17 protein-coding genes are annotated in these 16,752 nt (G+C 67.2%); 9 read left to right on the forward strand and 8 right to left on the reverse strand.

Going from position 1 to position 16,752, the window contains the following annotated elements; genetic code table 11:
* Window positions 1-70: 70 nt before the first annotated feature.
* The 6 genes from gltX to folC form a co-directional block, all read right to left on the reverse strand.
* Window positions 71-1,477: a glutamate--tRNA ligase gene (gene gltX, locus DTS01S_RS12495; protein WP_017404949.1), complete on the reverse strand. Its 1,407-nt coding sequence runs from the start codon at window positions 1,475-1,477 to the stop codon at window positions 71-73.
* The gene (locus DTS01S_RS12500; RefSeq protein WP_017404950.1) at window positions 1,474-2,688 is read right to left on the reverse strand and encodes an O-succinylhomoserine sulfhydrylase; all 1,215 of its coding nucleotides are present in this window, start codon (window positions 2,686-2,688) and stop codon (window positions 1,474-1,476) included. The genes gltX and DTS01S_RS12500 overlap by 4 nt, the downstream gene beginning before the upstream one ends.
* Before the next feature lie 195 nt (window positions 2,689-2,883).
* Window positions 2,884-4,392: an amidophosphoribosyltransferase gene (gene purF / locus DTS01S_RS12505; protein WP_016449259.1), complete on the reverse strand. Its 1,509-nt coding sequence runs from the start codon at window positions 4,390-4,392 to the stop codon at window positions 2,884-2,886.
* Between the two features lie 133 nt (window positions 4,393-4,525).
* The gene (locus tag DTS01S_RS12510; protein ID WP_016451425.1) at window positions 4,526-5,017 is read right to left on the reverse strand and encodes a CvpA family protein; all 492 of its coding nucleotides are present in this window, start codon (window positions 5,015-5,017) and stop codon (window positions 4,526-4,528) included.
* 49 nt (window positions 5,018-5,066) lie between these two features.
* On the reverse strand, window positions 5,067-5,999 hold the full coding sequence (locus DTS01S_RS12515) for an SPOR domain-containing protein (RefSeq protein ID WP_061287825.1): 933 nt from the start codon (window positions 5,997-5,999) through the stop codon (window positions 5,067-5,069).
* A gap of 71 nt (window positions 6,000-6,070) precedes the next feature.
* Window positions 6,071-7,393 (reverse strand): bifunctional tetrahydrofolate synthase/dihydrofolate synthase, encoded by a 1,323-nt coding sequence (gene folC / locus DTS01S_RS12520; protein ID WP_016449256.1) that lies wholly within the window; start codon window positions 7,391-7,393, stop codon window positions 6,071-6,073.
* Between the two features lie 79 nt (window positions 7,394-7,472).
* Here folC and DTS01S_RS12525 point away from each other — a divergent pair, with 79 nt between their 5' ends.
* From DTS01S_RS12525 to argG, 4 genes are all read left to right on the forward strand, one after another.
* Window positions 7,473-7,850 carry an ArsC family reductase gene (locus DTS01S_RS12525; RefSeq protein ID WP_016449255.1) on the forward strand — a complete coding sequence of 126 codons (378 nt, stop codon included), beginning with the start codon at window positions 7,473-7,475 and terminating at the stop codon, window positions 7,848-7,850.
* Between the two features lie 127 nt (window positions 7,851-7,977).
* On the forward strand, window positions 7,978-8,718 hold the full coding sequence (locus DTS01S_RS12530) for a glycine zipper 2TM domain-containing protein (RefSeq protein ID WP_026062262.1): 741 nt from the start codon (window positions 7,978-7,980) through the stop codon (window positions 8,716-8,718).
* A gap of 123 nt (window positions 8,719-8,841) precedes the next feature.
* A complete protein-coding gene (gene ppnP, locus DTS01S_RS12535) occupies window positions 8,842-9,159 on the forward strand; it encodes a pyrimidine/purine nucleoside phosphorylase (RefSeq protein ID WP_016449253.1) in 318 nt (105 codons plus the stop codon).
* Window positions 9,160-9,279: 120 nt separating this feature from the next.
* Window positions 9,280-10,614, forward strand: a complete 1,335-nt coding sequence (argG, locus tag DTS01S_RS12540; RefSeq protein WP_016449252.1) for an argininosuccinate synthase — start codon at window positions 9,280-9,282, stop codon at window positions 10,612-10,614.
* Window positions 10,615-10,828: 214 nt separating this feature from the next.
* On the opposite strand, the gene DTS01S_RS12545 is transcribed toward argG, so the two are convergent.
* Window positions 10,829-11,728 carry a LysR family transcriptional regulator gene (locus tag DTS01S_RS12545; RefSeq protein ID WP_026062941.1) on the reverse strand — a complete coding sequence of 300 codons (900 nt, stop codon included), beginning with the start codon at window positions 11,726-11,728 and terminating at the stop codon, window positions 10,829-10,831.
* 138 nt (window positions 11,729-11,866) lie between these two features.
* On the opposite strand from DTS01S_RS12545, the gene DTS01S_RS12550 reads away from it, so the two are divergent.
* Window positions 11,867-12,736, forward strand: coding sequence for an MBL fold metallo-hydrolase (locus DTS01S_RS12550; protein ID WP_017407584.1), 870 nt, complete (start codon window positions 11,867-11,869; stop codon window positions 12,734-12,736).
* 98 nt (window positions 12,737-12,834) lie between these two features.
* Window positions 12,835-13,197: an SPW repeat protein gene (locus tag DTS01S_RS12555; protein WP_016451422.1), complete on the forward strand. Its 363-nt coding sequence runs from the start codon at window positions 12,835-12,837 to the stop codon at window positions 13,195-13,197.
* 101 nt (window positions 13,198-13,298) lie between these two features.
* Here the strand turns inward: DTS01S_RS12555 and murB are convergent, their stop codons facing one another.
* Window positions 13,299-14,399: a UDP-N-acetylmuramate dehydrogenase gene (murB, locus tag DTS01S_RS12560; protein WP_016449248.1), complete on the reverse strand. Its 1,101-nt coding sequence runs from the start codon at window positions 14,397-14,399 to the stop codon at window positions 13,299-13,301.
* 104 nt (window positions 14,400-14,503) lie between these two features.
* Between murB and DTS01S_RS12565 the strand changes: the two genes are divergently transcribed.
* From DTS01S_RS12565 to DTS01S_RS12575, 3 genes are read left to right on the forward strand one after another with little or no spacing between them, the layout of a single operon-like run.
* Window positions 14,504-14,989, forward strand: a complete 486-nt coding sequence (locus tag DTS01S_RS12565; RefSeq protein ID WP_012206580.1) for a YajQ family cyclic di-GMP-binding protein — start codon at window positions 14,504-14,506, stop codon at window positions 14,987-14,989.
* Window positions 14,990-15,025: 36 nt separating this feature from the next.
* Complete coding sequence (locus DTS01S_RS12570) at window positions 15,026-15,691, forward strand: retropepsin-like aspartic protease family protein (RefSeq protein WP_016451421.1); 666 nt, start codon at window positions 15,026-15,028, stop codon at window positions 15,689-15,691.
* A gap of 40 nt (window positions 15,692-15,731) precedes the next feature.
* Window positions 15,732-16,721: an HD-GYP domain-containing protein gene (locus DTS01S_RS12575; RefSeq protein ID WP_016451420.1), complete on the forward strand. Its 990-nt coding sequence runs from the start codon at window positions 15,732-15,734 to the stop codon at window positions 16,719-16,721.
* The last annotated feature ends 31 nt before the right edge of the window (window positions 16,722-16,752 follow it).

Genomic DNA, 16,752 nt, shown 5'->3' on the forward strand with positions numbered 1-16,752 from the left:
TTCATGCTGCAATCGCTGCTTCTTGTTAGTTGCTGCGTTTGCATCAGAGACTCGAATTATAGACAGGTTTTCAGCGGTTTTTCAAACGCGCCAGAATTTTTTCACGACCCAGCAGCTCCAGCACCGCATCCACCGAAGGCGTGTGCGCTGTGCCCAGCGTCAGCACGCGCACCGGCATGGCCAGTTGCGGCATCTTCAGGCCCTGGGCCTTGAGCACTTCCTTGATCAGGGCAGCAATGGCTTCCTTGCTCCACTCCACCGAGGCGATGCCTTCGGCGAAGGCGTCCAGGGTGGGCGCCACGGCGTCGGTCACGTGCTTTGCCAGGTCCTCGGCGTTGCGGTCGAAGGCGTCCACATAGAACAGGCGCACCCAGCCGGCCAGATCGACCAGGGTTTCGCAGCGGTCCTTGAACAGGGCGCAGATGCGCGGCAGGCGGTCGTCTGCGTCGAGCAGGGCCTGGTCCAGGCCGGTCTTGAGCACGAAGGGGCGCACCAGCTCTGCCAGGGCCGCGTCGTCCAGCGCCTTCAGGTGCTGGGCGTTGACCCAGCGCAGCTTGGCCTCGTCGAACTGGCCAGCGCTGCGGCCCAGGTGGTCCAGGTTGAACCACTCCAGGAACTGGGCGCGGCTGAAGATTTCGTCGTCGCCGTGGCTCCAGCCCAGGCGGGCCAGGTAGTTGACCATGGCGTCGGGCAGGTAGCCTTCGTCGCGGTACTGGGTGACGGCCTTGGCGCCGTTGCGCTTGCTCATCTTCTCGCCCTGCTCGTTGAGCACGGTGGGCAGATGGGCGAACACGGGCACGCTGGCGCCCAGGGCCTCGAAGATGTGGATCTGGCGCGGCGTGTTGTTGACGTGGTCGTCGCCACGGATGACATGGGTGATGGCCATGTCCATGTCGTCCACGCAGACGCAGAAGTTGTAGGTGGGCGTGCCATCGGGGCGCGCGATCACCAGGTCGTCCAGCTCGCTGTTCTGGAACTCGATGCGGCCCTTGCACTTGTCTTCCCAGGCCACGACGCCGCCCTTCGGCGTCTTGAAGCGCAGCACGGGACGCACGCCTTCGGGCACGGGCGGCAGCACCTTGCCTTCCTCAGGGCGCCAGGTGCCGTCGTAGCGCGGCTTTTCCTTGTTGGCCATCTGGCGCTCGCGCAGGGCGTCGAGTTCTTCCACGCTCATGTAGCAGGGGTAGACATGGCCCGAAGCCTGCAGGCCGGCCAGCACCTCCTTGTAGCGGTCCATGCGCTGCATTTGATAGAACGGACCTTCGTCATGGTCCAGCTGCAGCCAGGCCATGCCCTCGATGATCACGTCCACCGAGGCCTGGGTGGAGCGCTCCACGTCGGTGTCCTCGATGCGCAGGATGAAATCGCCGCCCGTGGCGCGCGCAAAGGCCCAGGGATACAGGGCCGAGCGGATGTTGCCCAGGTGGATGAAGCCCGTGGGAGACGGGGCAAAACGGGTACGTACTTTTTGTGTCATTGCAGGGTATCCAGTCCGCGGGAGAGATCGTTCTTGAGGTCGCCCAGGTATTCCAGTCCGACGGAGATGCGCAGCAGGCCCTGGCCGATGCCGGCGGCACGGCGCTGCTCTTCGCTCAGGCGGCCATGCGAGGTGCTGGCCGGATGGGTGATGGTGGTCTTGACGTCGCCCAGGTTGGCCGTGATCGAGCACACTCGGGTGCTGTCGGCCACATGGAAGGCGTTGGCGCGCAGCTGTTCGGCGCCCTCACCCACCACGTCGAAGGACAGCACGCCGCCGCCCATGCCGTTTTGCTGGCGCATGGCCAGCTCGTGCTGCGGGTGGCTGGCCAGGCCCGGGTAGTAGACGCGGGCGACCTTGGGATGGGCTTCCAGCCAGGTGGCCAGCTCCAGCGCGGAGGCGCTTTGCGCCTTCACGCGCAGGGACAGCGTCTCCAGCCCCTTGAGCACCACCCAGGCGTTGAACGGTGCCAGGTTCAGGCCGCCGCTGCGCAGGAAGGTGCCCATGACCTTGTCCACCAGTGCCATCGTGCCGCAGACGGCGCCCGACATGACGCGGCCCTGGCCGTCCAGCAGCTTGGTGCCGGAGTGCACGACCAGGTCGGCGCCGAACTTGGCAGGCTGCTGCAGCACGGGCGATGCAAAGCTGTTGTCCACGGCCAGCAGCGCGCCATGGGCGTGCGCCAGCTCGGCCAGCGCGGCGATGTCGCACAGGTCGGTCAGCGGGTTGGTCGGCGTCTCGGCGAACAGAAGGCGCGTGTTGGGACGGATGGCCGCCTTCCAGGCCTGCACATCGGTCTGCGAGACAAAGCTGGTCTCCACGCCAAAGCGCGCCATCTCGCCGCCCAGCAGCTTGATGGTGGAGCCGAACATGGACTGCGAGCAGATCACATGGTCGCCGGCCTTGAGCGTGGTCAGCGCCACGAGCAAGATGGCCGACATGCCCGTGGACGTGGCCACCGCGCATTCCGTGCCCTCCATGGCGGCCAGGCGCTGCTCGAAGCTGGTGACCGTGGGGTTGGAGGTGCGGCTGTAGGTGTAGCCGGGCTCTTCATTGGCGAAGCGGCGTGCGGCCGTTGCACAGTCGGGCTGCACGAAGCTGCTGGTCATGTACAGGGCTTCGCTGTGCTCACCCCACTGGCTTCGCTCCACGCCCACGCGCAGGGCCAGCGTATCGGGATGCAGGCCTTCGGGAAGTGTCTTGTTGGTCACGTTGATGGTCCTTGGGGATCGGGCGCAGCCCGCCAGCGGTGGCGGTGCCCGGAAAAAAGGAGCTAGAAGCACTTGTCACCTGGCGGCTTCCAGGGCCTTGCGGCCCTGGACGCTCCAGCACCAGCGCTTTTAGCTCATTTGTCAAAAAAGGCGGGCCACAGGCCCGCCCGACATTGTCACTGAATGCCCTGGCGCTCAGGCTTCCTGGGCATTGGGCAGGGACAGGCGCGACGCATCGCTGGCCTCTTCCTCCCCGCCCCGGTTACGACCCTCGTTGAGCGCCGTGACCTCGTCCTCGGAGATGTCGCCCGTGATGTAGACGCCGTCGAAGCACGAGGCCTCGAAGCCCTGCACCTGCGGATTGATCTTGCCCACGGTCTGCTTCATGGCGGCCACGTCCTGGTAGATCAGCGCGTCGGCGCCGATGACCTGGCGGATTTCCTCGACCGTGCGGCCATGCGCCACCAGTTCGGCGCGCGTGGGCATGTCGATGCCGTAGACGTTGGGATGGCGCACCGGAGGAGCGGCCGAGGCCAGGTAGACCTTGACGGCGCCGGCGTCACGCGCCATCTGCACGATTTCCTTGGAGGTGGTGCCGCGCACGATGGAGTCGTCCACCAGCAGCACCTTGCGGCCCTTGAACTCGCTGCCGATGGCGTTGAGCTTCTGGCGCACGGATTTCTTGCGCGAGGCCTGGCCCGGCATGATGAAGGTGCGGCCCACGTAGCGGTTCTTGACGAAGCCTTCGCGGTAGGGGATGCCCAGCAGCTGGGCCAGCTGCATGGCGCTGGGCCGGCTGGATTCCGGAATCGGGATGATGGCGTCGATCTCGTTGGGCGGCACGGTGGAGACCACGCGCTTGGCCAGCGTCTCGCCCATGTTCAGGCGCGCCTGGTAGACGGAGATGCCGTCGAGCACCGAGTCCGGACGGGCCAGGTACACGTACTCGAACACGCAGGGGTGCAGCTCGCTCTTTTCGGCGCACTGGCGGGTTTCGACCTGGCCGTCGCTGTGCACGAACACGGCTTCACCCGGAGCGACATCGCGCTCGAGCTGGTGCAGCGTGCCTTCCAGGGCCACGGATTCGCTGGCCAGCATCACCGTGCCGTCGGCGCTGCGGCCCATGCACAGGGGACGGATGCCGAAGGGGTCGCGGAAGGCCAGCAGGCCGTAGCCCGCAATCAGCGCGATCACGGCGTACGAGCCCTTGATGCGCTTGTGCACGGCGCTGACGGCCTGGAAGACGTCTTCGCTCTTGAGCGGTGCGCCGCTGCTGGCGCGGGCCAGCTCGTGGGCCAGCACGTTGAGCAGGACTTCGGAGTCGCTCTCGGTGTTGGTGTGGCGGTGGTCGGTGTCCGACAGTTCCTCGCGCAGCTGCTTGGCGTTGGTGAGGTTGCCGTTGTGCACCATGACGATGCCGAAGGGCGCGTTCACGTAGAAGGGCTGGGCCTCTTCCTCGCTGGTCGCGTTGCCGGCCGTCGGGTAGCGCACCTGGCCCAGGCCCACCGTGCCCGGCAGGGCGCGCATGTTGCGGGTGCGGAACACGTCGCGCACCATGCCCTTGGCCTTGTGCATGAAGAACTTGCGTTCCTGCTGGGTCACGATGCCGGCGGCATCCTGGCCACGGTGCTGCAGCAGCAGCAGGGCGTCATAGATCAGTTGATTCACGGGCGCGGTGCTGACTACACCAACGATTCCACACATAGTTGCGTTCCATCCGTTTGCGAAGGTCGCCCTTCGCTGTCTGGGCCGTAGCAGCCACCCATTGGCCACGCCTGCGCCCGATTTCTCTATCCAAACTGTTTCTGCCAGCCGACTCCTGCGCTGCAGCGCCTTGTCATGCAGCCGGCAGATAGCGTCCCCATTCCTGCGGCAGCTGCGGCAAAACCGCAGCCAGCGCCTGCATCAGCCACGGCGCCAGGGCTGAATCCTGCCACCACTGTCCCTGGTGCAGCGGCGTGTAGCTGATCACCATCGTTGCCACCAGGGCCAGCAGCGCCCCGCGCAGCACGCCGAACAGCGCGCCCAGCGTGCGGTCCACGGGCCTCAGGCCCACCGCCTCGATCAGCCGGCGCGACAGCCAGGACACCAGGCCCCAGCCGAACAGCGCCAGCACGAACAACAGCACAAAGCCTGCGGCATAGCGCAGCTGCATGTCCCAGTCCTGCATGGGCAGCCACAGCGCCACGTCGGCCGCCCAGATGCGGGCCACGACGAAGGCCACCAGCCAGCCGAGCAGCGACAGCACCTCATACACCAGCCCGCGCCAGGCGCCTAGCAGCATCGATGCCAGCACGCAGGCCAGCAAAACCCAGTCCACCGTGGACATACGCTATCTCTGTGCGCCTGTGCTGCTTTGCAAGATGTACGTCACCGCCTCAGAGCTTGAGCACCGACGCCGGCAGGCCCTGGCCCTTGACGCGCGCCGCCGCCTTGTCGGCTTCGGCACGGCCGTTGAACGGACCCACACGCACACGCGTGCGCTTGCCGTCCTTGGTGTCCACCACCTGCGTGAAAGTCTTCAGGCCCGCCAGCTCCAGCTTGGCGCGGATTTCCTGGGCCTTGCCGGCATCGGAGAAGGCGCCGACCTGCACGATGAAGCGCTCGTTCGTCGCCGCAGCAGCCGCCGGCGCCGCCGGTGCGCTGCGACCTTCCAGCAGGGCCCGGGCACGCGCGGCGTCGTCGCTCCTGGACGGCTCGGGCTTGGGTTCGGGCTTTGGCTTCGGCTCGGGTTTGGGTTCGGGCTTGGGCTCCGGCTTGTGTTCGGGTTTGGCCGGCTCGGGCTTGGGCCTGGGTTCCGGCTTGGGCTCGGGTTTGGTCTCAGGCTTGGCGGCGGGCTTGGGCTCAGGCTTTGCCTCGGGCCGGGTTTCGGGCTTTGCTTCCGGCTTGACCGGAGCCACCTGCGAGACGGCCGGCGCCACGGGCACGGAAGGCCTGCCCATGGGAACCTCTTCCTCGTCGGCGCCCAGCGAGGCCTGGGCCGGCACGCGGCCTGCCGGGGAAGCCGCGCCCTGGTGCGGATGGGCGTCCACGGCATTGGCGCCGGGCACGACCAGAGGAGCGACCTTGTCGCGGTCGGGAATCTCGATGGGGATGTCCACGGGAATCGGACGCGGCTGCGTGTCGAACAGCAGGGGGAAACCCACCACGCCCGCCAGGACCAGCACGGCCGCGCCGATGAGGCGGTGGCGCGCCCGGCGGCGCATGACATCGACGCTTTCCGCCTGTCCCAGCCGTGTGGGCCGCCTCGATGCGGACGACGAATCACCGTCGTCTTTTTTGCCGGGCCAACGAAAATTGAAAAATGCCATGGAGTGCGGACTCGTTCAGATCGGCCACCACAGGCAGCCACGATGGCCGTTTGCGGTGCGGATCACTGGATTCAGGTGCCCAGATGCTTGGCGTTCAGCCGGGGCGGGCCGTCCTGCAGCACGCCGCCCACCGTGAAGAACGAGCCAAAGACCACGATTCTATCAGTGGGACCTGCTGCAAGAACCGCGGCATCCAGCGCCAGCTGCGGGTTTGCGAAGGTGGCCAGCGAGATCTCGCGCGGCACGCCCGGCGCGGGCGGCAGGGCTTCGATCTTCTGGCGCAGCACCTCGGCGCTCTCGGCGCGCGGCGTGGGCAGGTCGGTCAGATACCAGCGGTCGATCAACGGGGCAATCCTGGCCAGCATGGGGGCCAGGTCCTTGTCGTGCATGGCGCCGAAGACCGCATGCGTGCAGGGAAAGTAGCCCATGGCATCGAGGTTGGCCGTCAGCGCCGCCACCGAATGCGGGTTGTGCGCCACGTCCAGCACCAGCGTGGGCTGGCCCGGAATGATCTGGAAACGGCCCGGCAGCTCGACCATGGCCAGCCCCGTGCGCACGGCCTGGGCCGTGACCGGAAGGCGGCTGCGGATGGCTTCGAGCGCGGCCAGCGCACCCGATGCATTGACCAGCTGGTTGGCGCCGCGCAGCGCCGGATAGGCCAGGCCCGCATAGCGCCGCCCGCGTCCGGCCCAGCCCCACTGCTGCTTGTCGCCCGAGAAATTGAAGTCCTGGCCCAGGCGCCAGAGATCGGCGCCAATGGCCTGTGCATGGTCCAGCACGCTTTGCGGCGGCATGGGATCGCTGACCACCACAGGCCGGCCGGCGCGCATGATGCCGGCCTTCTCGCGGCCGATGCTCTCGCGGTCCGGCCCCAGGAATTCCACATGGTCGATGTCGATGCTGGTGATGACGGCGCAATCGGCGTCGATCACATTGGTGGCATCCAGCCGCCCGCCCAGGCCCACCTCGAGAATCGCCACATCCAGCCTGGACTGGCTCATCAGCCGCAGGATGGCCAGCGTGGTGAACTCGAAATAGGTGAGCGCCACTTCCGTGCCCTGCACGCGCGCCTGCTCCACGGCCTCGAACTGCGGCAGCAGCTCGGCGGCCTTCACGATCTCGCCGCCCACGCGGCAGCGTTCCTCGAAATGCACCAGATGCGGCGATGTGTAGACGCCGGGGCGAAAGCCCGATTGAAGCGCCACGGCCTCCAGCATGGCGCAGGTCGATCCTTTGCCGTTGGTGCCCGCCACCGTGATCACGGGGCAGTCGAAACGCAGGTCCAGGCGCTGGGCAACTTCGCGCACGCGATCCAGGCCCAGCGCAATATTCTTGGGGTGCAGGCGCTCGCAATAGGCGAGCCATGCATCCAATGTGGGAAATGAGGTGTGCATACTGCGCGCTATTGTTACCCAGGGACAGTGTCCTTATGGGGTCCTCGCCATCCATTGACTGCGGCAACTGCAACCAATCATGACCACTGCAAACACTGTGACGCTCTACGGCATTCCCAACTGCGACACCGTCAAGAAGGCCCGCGCCTGGCTCACCGACCAGGGCATCGCCTACGAATTCCACGACTTCAAGAAACAGGGTGTTCCCGCCGAGCAGTTGCCCGCCTGGATGCAGGCTGTCGGCTGGGAAAAGCTGCTCAACCGCCAAGGCACGACGTGGCGCAAGCTCGATGCCGACACCCAGGCCGCCGCCCAGGATGCGGCCGGTGCCGCAGCCCTCATGCAGCAGCAGCCCAGCGTCATCAAGCGCCCGGTCGTCCAATGGCCGCAGGGACGCATCACCGTGGGTTTTGCGCCCGACGCCTGGGCAGAGATGGCCCACGGGGGCAAGCGCTGACTCTGCCATCAGGCCTGGAACAGCTTATTACGTGGATTTACGCGACCGCAAACTGCTTTCCAGGCCCGAGGAATACACTTGCATGGAGCCTGGCAGGAAATACCGCCAGCGCAACAGGAGTGCAATCATGAAATCCCTGGTTCTTTTGACGCTGGCGGCCACGACCGCCACCGTGGCCCTGGCCCAGGAGCAAGGCCGGGTGCTGTCGGTGACCCCGGTGACCCAGCAGGTGGCCGTGCCCCAGCAGGTCTGCCGCGATGAAAACGTCTATACCGGCCAGCGCACCTCGGGCGCGGGCGCCGTTCTGGGTGCCCTGGCGGGCGGCGTGGTCGGCAATGCCATCGGCCATGGCGGCGGACGGGCGGCCGCCACGGCGGCCGGCGTGATCGGCGGCGCCATGCTGGGCAACCAGGCCGAGGCCACGGGCCAGCCCCAGTACCAGACGGTGCGCAACTGCACCACCCAGACCTACTACCAGAACCGCGCCGTGGCCTATGACGTGGTCTACGAGTACGCAGGCCGCAACTACACGACGCGCACCACCACGCCGCCCGGGGACTGGATCGCGCTGAGCGTGCAGCCCGCCGCCAACAGCTCGGCCTATGGCAGCAACGGCTACTACGGCACCAACCAGCCGCCCCAGGCCGCGTACTCCACCGCACCCGTGCCGCCGCCCGTGGTCTACCAGAACAACTACTACGACGGCGGTGGCTACTACGCCCCCCAGCCTGTGCAGCCCGTGTATTCGGCCGGTGACTATGTGGCTCCCGTGGTGATTGGAGCAGCCCTTGCTGCCGGCGTGTACTACGCCTCGCGCCCCAGCTATCACGGCTGGCGCGGCGGCTACCGTCATGGCTGGCGCCGCTGAGACGGACCTGCGCATGCAAAGCCCCGACAAGGGGCTTTTTGCATGGCGGCGGCCAGCACGTACGGGCAGCGGCCGGGTGCTGGCCTAAAATGGGCGGTTTAGTCCACCCTCTGCCCAGCTTCCATGACCACCGAAACCATCTCTGGCATCACCCTGACCACCAAGGCCAATGTCTATTTCGACGGCAAATGCATCAGCCATGGCTTCACGCTGGCCGATGGCACGAAGAAGTCTGCGGGCGTGGTGCTGCCCAGCCAGCTGACCTTCGGCACGGCCGCCGCCGAGATCATGGAATGCGTGGCCGGTTCCTGCGAGTACAAGCTCGACGGCACGGACCAGTGGCTGACCTCCAAGGCCGGCGAGTCCTTCCAGGTGCCTGCGAACTCCAAGTTCGACATCCGCGTGACCGAGGCCTACCACTACATCTGCCACTACGCCTAAGAGCGCCTGAGCGCCTGGGCAGACCGACGCATTCGACCTGACGGCGCCCAGGCGCCTTCCGTGTTTTCCGGCAGCCGCGTCCCGCACGCCAGCCGCCATCGTTATTGAGAGAAGCATCGTATGGAAACCATCCTGCAAAACGTCCCCGTCGGCCAGAAGGTCGGCATCGCCTTCTCGGGCGGCCTGGACACCAGCGCCGCCCTGCGCTGGATGAAGAACAAGGGCGCCCTGCCCTACGCCTACACGGCCAACCTGGGCCAGCCCGACGAGGCCGACTACGACGAAATCCCCCGCAAGGCCATGGAGTACGGCGCCGAGCAGGCCCGCCTGATCGACTGCCGCGCGCAGCTGGCCGGCGAAGGCATTGCCGCCATCCAGGCCGGCGCCTTCCACATCTCCACGGGCGGCATCACCTACTTCAACACCACGCCCCTGGGCCGTGCCGTGACCGGCACCATGCTGGTGGCCGCCATGAAGGAAGACGACGTCAACATCTGGGGTGACGGCTCGACCTTCAAGGGCAACGACATCGAGCGCTTCTACCGCTACGGCCTGCTGACCAACCCCGCTCTGAAGATCTACAAGCCCTGGCTGGACCAGACCTTCATCGACGAGCTCGGCGGCCGCGCCGAGATGTCGGCCTTCATGACCAAGGAGGGCTTCGGCTACAAGATGAGCGCCGAGAAGGCCTACTCGACCGACAGCAACATGCTGGGCGCCACGCACGAGGCCAAGGACCTGGAGTTCCTGAACAGCGGCATCCGCATCGTCAACCCCATCATGGGCGTGGCGTTCTGGAAGCCCGAGGTCGAGGTCAAGGCCGAGGAAGTGTCGGTGACCTTCGAAGAAGGCCGCCCCGTGGCCCTCAATGGCAAGGAAATCGCCGATCCCGTGGAGCTGTTCCTGGAAGCCAACCGCATCGGTGGCCGCCACGGCCTGGGCATGAGCGACCAGATCGAGAACCGCATCATCGAAGCCAAGAGCCGCGGCATCTACGAAGCCCCCGGCATGGCCCTGCTGCACATCGCCTACGAGCGCCTGGTGACCGGCATCCACAACGAGGACACCATCGAGCAGTACCGCATCAACGGCCTGCGCCTGGGCCGCCTGCTGTACCAGGGCCGCTGGTTCGACCCGCAGGCCATCATGCTGCGCGAAACCGCCCAGCGCTGGGTGGCCCGCGCCGTGACCGGCACCGTGACGCTGGAGCTGCGCCGCGGCAATGACTACTCCATCCTGAACACCGAATCGCCCAACCTGACCTACGCGCCCGAGCGCCTGTCGATGGAAAAGGTCGAGGACGCGCCCTTCAGCCCCGCCGACCGCATCGGCCAGCTGACCATGCGCAACCTGGACCTGATGGACACCCGCGACAAGCTGGCCATCTACGCCAAGGCCGGCCTGCTGTCCCTGGGCACCAGCACCGCCCTGCCCCAATTGGGCGGCAAGGAATGACCTACACCCCCTGAGCGGCTGACGCCGCTTCCCCCCGTTGCACGGCGCCTCTCTACTCGCTTCGCGAGGGAGGGGACGACGCCCTCGCTGCGGGGCGGCCCTTGCTCGGCGTCCCTGGCATGGGACGCGCCCGCCAAGCACGCGACGCCATGGGCCAGAAAATCGCACACTTGCATCCCACAAGCCGCCGCAAGGCGGCTTTTTTACGCCCCTGCTACCAGTGCGCGCCCTCGAAACGCTGCACGAGAAAATCCAGCAGCGCACGCACGGCCACCGGCAGATGGCGGCGCGAGCTGTACAGCGCATGCACGGTCAGCGGCTGCGGGCGCCAGTCGGGCAGCACCAGCTCCAGCTGGCCGTTTTGCAGCATGGGCTGGACCAGGTAGGTTGGCTGCAAGGCAATGCCGGCGCCTTCGACGGCAGCGGCGGCCAGCACGGTGGCTTCGTTGGCGTTGAACCAGGTGGTGACGGCGATCTGCTGCTCATCGCTTTCATCGTCACGGCGAGTCAATTGCCAGACATTGCGCCCCACGCGCATGTGTCCCAGGCAGCGGTGCGCCTGCAGCTGGGCCGGTGCCTGCGGCCGGCCAGCCGCATCCAGATAGGCGGTCGAGGCCACCAGCACCGATTCGCAGACGGCCAGCGGCCGGCCGATGAGTGCGGCGCCCGGATCGGCGCTGATGCGTATGGCCAGGTCGATGCGCTGCTGCACCAGGTCCAGCGCGCCGTCGTCCACCAGCAGGTCGATCTTGAGGTGCGGGTGTAGCCGCATGAACTGCGCAATGGCCGGCGCCATCTGCGCATGGCCGAAGGACATGCTGCAGGTCACGCGCAGCAGGCCGCGCAACTGGCTGTCGCTGGCGCGCATCTCGCCTTGCACCTCATCGGCCAGGGCCAGCATCTGCTGGCTGTAGCGCAGGCACTGCGCACCGGCATCGGTGAGCGAGACACGGCGCGTGGTGCGGTGCAGCAGGCGCGCGCCCAGCCACTGCTCCAGCGACTCCACATGGCGCGTGGCCATGGCGCGCGACAGGTCCAGCCGCTCGGCCGCCGCCGTGAAGCTGCCGCATTCGGCCACCGTGGCAAACACCTGCATCGCCAGCAATCGGTCCATGGATATGCTCGATTTCTGCAACAAACAAGCGCATATTTTGCCGTTTATCTGCTCGATTTCAAAAACTAAAGTACCACCCATGGCAGCACGGCGCTGCCACCCGCTTTCTGTCTTGTGCTTTTTTCAAAGGAAATCGACATGCTTCGCACCACCTTGCTTTCGCTCACCCTGGCCCTGTCGGCCGGCCTGTCCCACGCCCAGGCGCCCGCCCCGCTGCAGATGAAGGTCTACCAGGCCGACGAACACAGCTTTGCCGTGACCTCCACCCTGATCACCGGTGCCAAGGAGGCCGTGGTCGTGGACAGCGGCTTCACCCGCGCCGACGGCCTGCGCATTGCCGCCAATGTGCTGGACAGCGGCAAGCAGCTGACCACCATCCTCATCAGCAATGCCGACCCCGACTACTACTTCGGCGCCGAGGTGCTCAAGAGCCTGTTCCCGCAGGCCAAGGTGGTGGCCACGCCGGCCGTGCGCGAGAAGATCGAGTCCAAGCTGCAGGGCAAGCTGGCCTTCTGGGGCCCCAAGATGGGCGCCAACGCCCCCAGCCATCCCGTGCTGCCCGAGGCCCTGCAAGGCAATACGGTGATGGTGGACGGCCAGGCGCTGGAGCTGCGCGGCACCACCGGCCCGCTGGCCCACCGCCCCTATGTCTGGGTGCCTGCGCTGCAGGCCATCGTCGGCAACGTGGGCGTGTTCGGCAACCTGCATGTCTGGACAGCGGACACGCAAAAGAGCGCCGAGCGCAAGGCCTGGCTGGCGCAGCTGGACGAGATGCAGGCCCTCAAGCCCGCTGTCGTCGTGCCCGGCCACATGCAGGCCGGCACGGCCATGGACGCCAGCGCCATCGCCTATACACGCGACTATCTCCAGCGTTTCGAGGCCGCCGCCGCCAAGGCGGGCAACAGCGCCGAGCTGATCGGTGCCATGAAGCAGGCCTACCCGCAGGCCGGCATGGCGCTGTCGCTGGACATCGGCGCCAAGGTGAACAAGGGCGAGATGCCATGGTAAGCATGCACTTTCGCAAAAATCCTCATGGAACCTGCATGCTGCGCCCTTGATCCAACCAGCTGCCGCCCTCATTCGTCGTGGCGGCAGGAGGTGCAGCCATGAAATACATGAAGCATTGGCAGGACCCGCTCAACGTCCTGCTGGGAGTCTGGTTGGCAGTCTCGCCCTGGGTGCTGGGGTTCCAGGACCAGATGGCGCCCACGGCCAACGGCGTGGTCATCGGACTGGCGCTGATTGCCGCTGCGCTGGGAGCCATCTTCATGCCCCGCGCGTGGGAGGAATGGACCGAAGGCCTGCTGGGTCTGTGGATGGTGATCTCGCCCTGGGTGCTGGGCTTTGCCGGCCAGATGGACGCCATGCGCAATGCCGTGGTGTCGGGCATCGTGGTGCTGGTGCTCGCGCTGTGGGTGCTGATGACCGACAAGGACTATATGGACTGGCGCAGTCACTCCGCCCACTGAGGCGCTGATGCGCAGCGGCCCGCAGGCGGCAATGCCCTGCGGGCCGCTGTTTTTTTGCCGCCGTGCCCCTCAAGAACCGCCCAAGGACCGCCCAAGGCCGCTCAGACCACGACGGGCTCGGGCTCCAGGCGGATGCCGAATCGCTCGTAGACGCTGGTCTGTATCGCTCCGGCCAGCGTCATGACCTCGCCGCCCGTGACGCTGCTGTCCACGCTGTGCCGGTCGCCCCGGTTGACCAGCACCAGGGCCTGCTTGTCATACACCCCGGCGCGGCCCATGGACTTGCCCTTCCAGCCGCAGGCATCGATCAGCCAGCCGGCGGCCAGCTTGATGGAGCCGTCGTCCATGGGGTAGTGCACGATGCGGGGCTCGCGCGCAATGATGTCGGCGCACTGCTCGGGCGTCACCGTCGGGTTCTTGAAGAAGCTGCCCGCGTTGCCGATGTGCTCCGGATCGGGCAGCTTGGCGCGGCGGATCTCGCACACCCAGTCGAAGATCTGGCGGGCCGTGGGCTCGGCCACGCCCGCCTCGGCCTGGCGGCGCTGCAGGTCCAGGTAGCCCAGGCCGGGCTTCCAGTCCTTGGGCAGGGCCAGGCGCACGCGCGTGATCACGGCACGCCCCTTCAGGCCCATGCCGCGCGGCGGCACGCCGCTCATGCGCGCACGCGCCACGGGCGTGGGCTCGGCCGGCGCATGCTTGAACACCGAGTCGCGGTAGCCGAAGGCGCATTGCGCGGCATCCAGCGTGAAGGACTCCCCCGTGGCCAGGTCGATGGCATCCAGCGACTCGAACCGGTCCTGCAGCTCCAATCCGTAGGCGCCGATGTTCTGCACCGGCGATGCGCCCACGGTGCCGGGAATCAGCGCCATGTTCTCCAGGCCGCCGTAGCCCTGCGACAGGGTCCAGGCCACCAGGTCGTGCCAGCGTTCGCCGGCACCGGCCTCGACGATCCAGTGGCGATCGGTCTCGCGCAGCAGGCGCATGCCCGCTATCTCCATCTTGAGGACCACGGGATCGACGTCGCCCGTGATCACCACGTTGCTGCCGCCGCCCAGCACGAACACGGGCTGGCGGCCCCACAGCGGATCGGCCAGGAAATGGCGCACGTCCTCGTCGCTGCGCACGCGCACCAGGGTGTGGGCACGGGCGGCGATGCCGAAGCTGTTGCAATGCTGCAGCGGAACATTTTTCTCGACTAACATCGACCGGATTGTCGCACCGCCTCCCTGCGCCGCCGGCCCCGCGCCCGCATCGCCCGGCCGCGCGCTGCGGTACTTTTTCAGAACATTTACAGGAAATATTTGCCATGCCTTCTTTTGACACCGTGTGCGAAGCCGACTTCGTCGAAGTGAAGAACGCCGTGGAGAACACCGCCAAGGAAATCGGCACACGCTTCGACTTCAAGGGCACCTCGGCCGCCATCGAGCTCAAGGACAAGGAAATCACGCTGTTCGGCGATGCCGACTTCCAGCTGCAGCAGGTCGAGGACATCCTGCGCAACAAGCTGACCAAGCGCAGCGTGGACGTGCGCTTCCTGGACATCCAGAAGGCCCAGAAGATCGGCGGCGACAAGCTCAAGCAGACCATCAAGGTCAAGAACGGCATCGAGGCCGAGCTGGGCAAGAAGCTGCAAAAGCTGATCAAGGACAGCAAGCTCAAGGTGCAGGCCGCCATCCAGGGCGACGCCGTGCGCGTCACCGGCGCCAAGCGCGACGACCTGCAGGCCGCCATGGCCCTGATCCGCAAGGACCTGGCCGACCATCCCCTGTCCTTCAACAACTTCCGCGACTGATCGCCTGGCACCCGCCTCTGCGCCACAAGCCACCCCATGCGCCACCTACGTGCCGTACTTCTGAGCCTGGCCGCAGCGGCCGCGCTGGCTCCACCGTCGGCGACGGCGCAGTCCGTGGCGCTCAGCGGCGTGCTGGGCAGCAAGGCCTTGCTGGTCATAGACGGCGGCACGCCGCGCGCGCTGGCGGCGGGCGAAAGCCTGCAGGACGTGCGCGTGCTGCAGGTATCGGGTGACACGGCCGAGGTGGAAATCAAGGGCCGCCGCCAGACATTGCGCCTGGGCGAGGCGCCCATCAGCCTGGGCGGCCGGGGCGCGGCGGCGGGCGATCCCGCGCTCGGCCGGCGCGTGGTGCTCAAGGCCGACAACCGGGGGCACTTCATCGAACGCGGCCAGATCAATGGCAAGACCATGGTCTACATGGTGGACACGGGCGCCAGCTCGGTCGCCATCGGCCGGTCCGACGCCGAACGCATGGGCCTGCCCTTTCTCAAGGGCCAGCCGGTGATGATGCGCACCGCCAACGGCGATGCCCAGGGCTGGCGCCTGCGGCTGGATTCGGTGCGCGTGGGCGATGTCGAGGTCTTCGGTGTGGACGCCGTGGTCGCCCCTCTTCCCATGCCCTATGTGCTGCTGGGCAACAGCTTTCTGGCCCACGTCCAGATGACCCGCCAGGGCAGCGAGATGGTGCTGGAGCGGCGCTGATGCGGCCTGCATGCGCCCCGCTTCCCGCACCCCGCCAACGATGAGCCGACGCCCCGACGATTCCTACGAAGACCTGCTGGGCCTGTGGTCCGACCTGGAGGCCGCACTGTCCGTGCTGCTGTCCGCGCCGCTGCAGGTGCAGGGCTTCCTGGTCAAGCTGCAGCAGATCGACCTGTGGCTGCAGGAGCTGATCGCCCACGACAGCGATGCCGCGCTGTACCTGATGTTCCAGCGCGCCTGCTCGTCCACCGTGGGCTACAGCGCCTCCCATGCCCTGGTCTGCGCCTGCCTGTGCCATGTGCTGGCGCGCGAGCTGCGCCTGGACGAGTCCGAACACCGCACCCTGGTGTATGGCGCACTGACCATGAACATCGGCATGAACGCGCTGCAGGACGAACTGGCGCTGCAGCGCGAGCCGCTGACCCCCGCCCAGCAGCAGGCCGTACAGCGCCACCCGCTGCACAGCCAGGCCCTGCTGGCGCGGCTGTTCGTCAACGATGCGCTGTGGCTGGAGCTGGTGGGCCACCACCACGAGGCCGTGCCGCAGCAGCCGCTGTCCACGCTGGCGCCCGTGCAGCGGCTGGTCCGCATCCTGGGCACGGTGGACCGCTACGCCGCCCTGATCAGCCCGCGCAAGTCACGCGAAGGCCGCAGCGCCGCCGAGTCGCTGCGCGCGCTCACCCAGCAGCAGCGCTACTCCGACGAGGTGGGCTTCGCGCTGGTGCGCGCCGTGGGCCTGTGCCCGCCGGGCACCTATGTGCGGCTGGACAACGGTGACATCGCCGTGGTGCTGCGCCGTGGCGAGCCGCCGCAGCCGCCGCTGGTGGCCAGCGTGATCGGCGCCGACGGCGCGAGCCTGTATCCGCCCGTCATCCATGAAGGCGAGGACGGCCCCCGCATCCGCTCGGCGCTGGCGCGCGCCGCCATCACGCTGGAGCTGGACCCGCGCACGCTGGCCCAGCTGGGCGTGCTGGCCGCACGCGGCAGCCAGTCGCTGTACCGCATGGTGCAGATGCCCGGGCCTGTCTGAACGATCTGGCGCCTGAAGCGCGCGACACCGG

The sequence above is a fragment of the Delftia tsuruhatensis NBRC 16741 genome (assembly GCF_001571325.1).
Classification (GTDB): Bacteria; Pseudomonadota; Gammaproteobacteria; order Burkholderiales; family Burkholderiaceae_C; genus Comamonas; species Comamonas tsuruhatensis.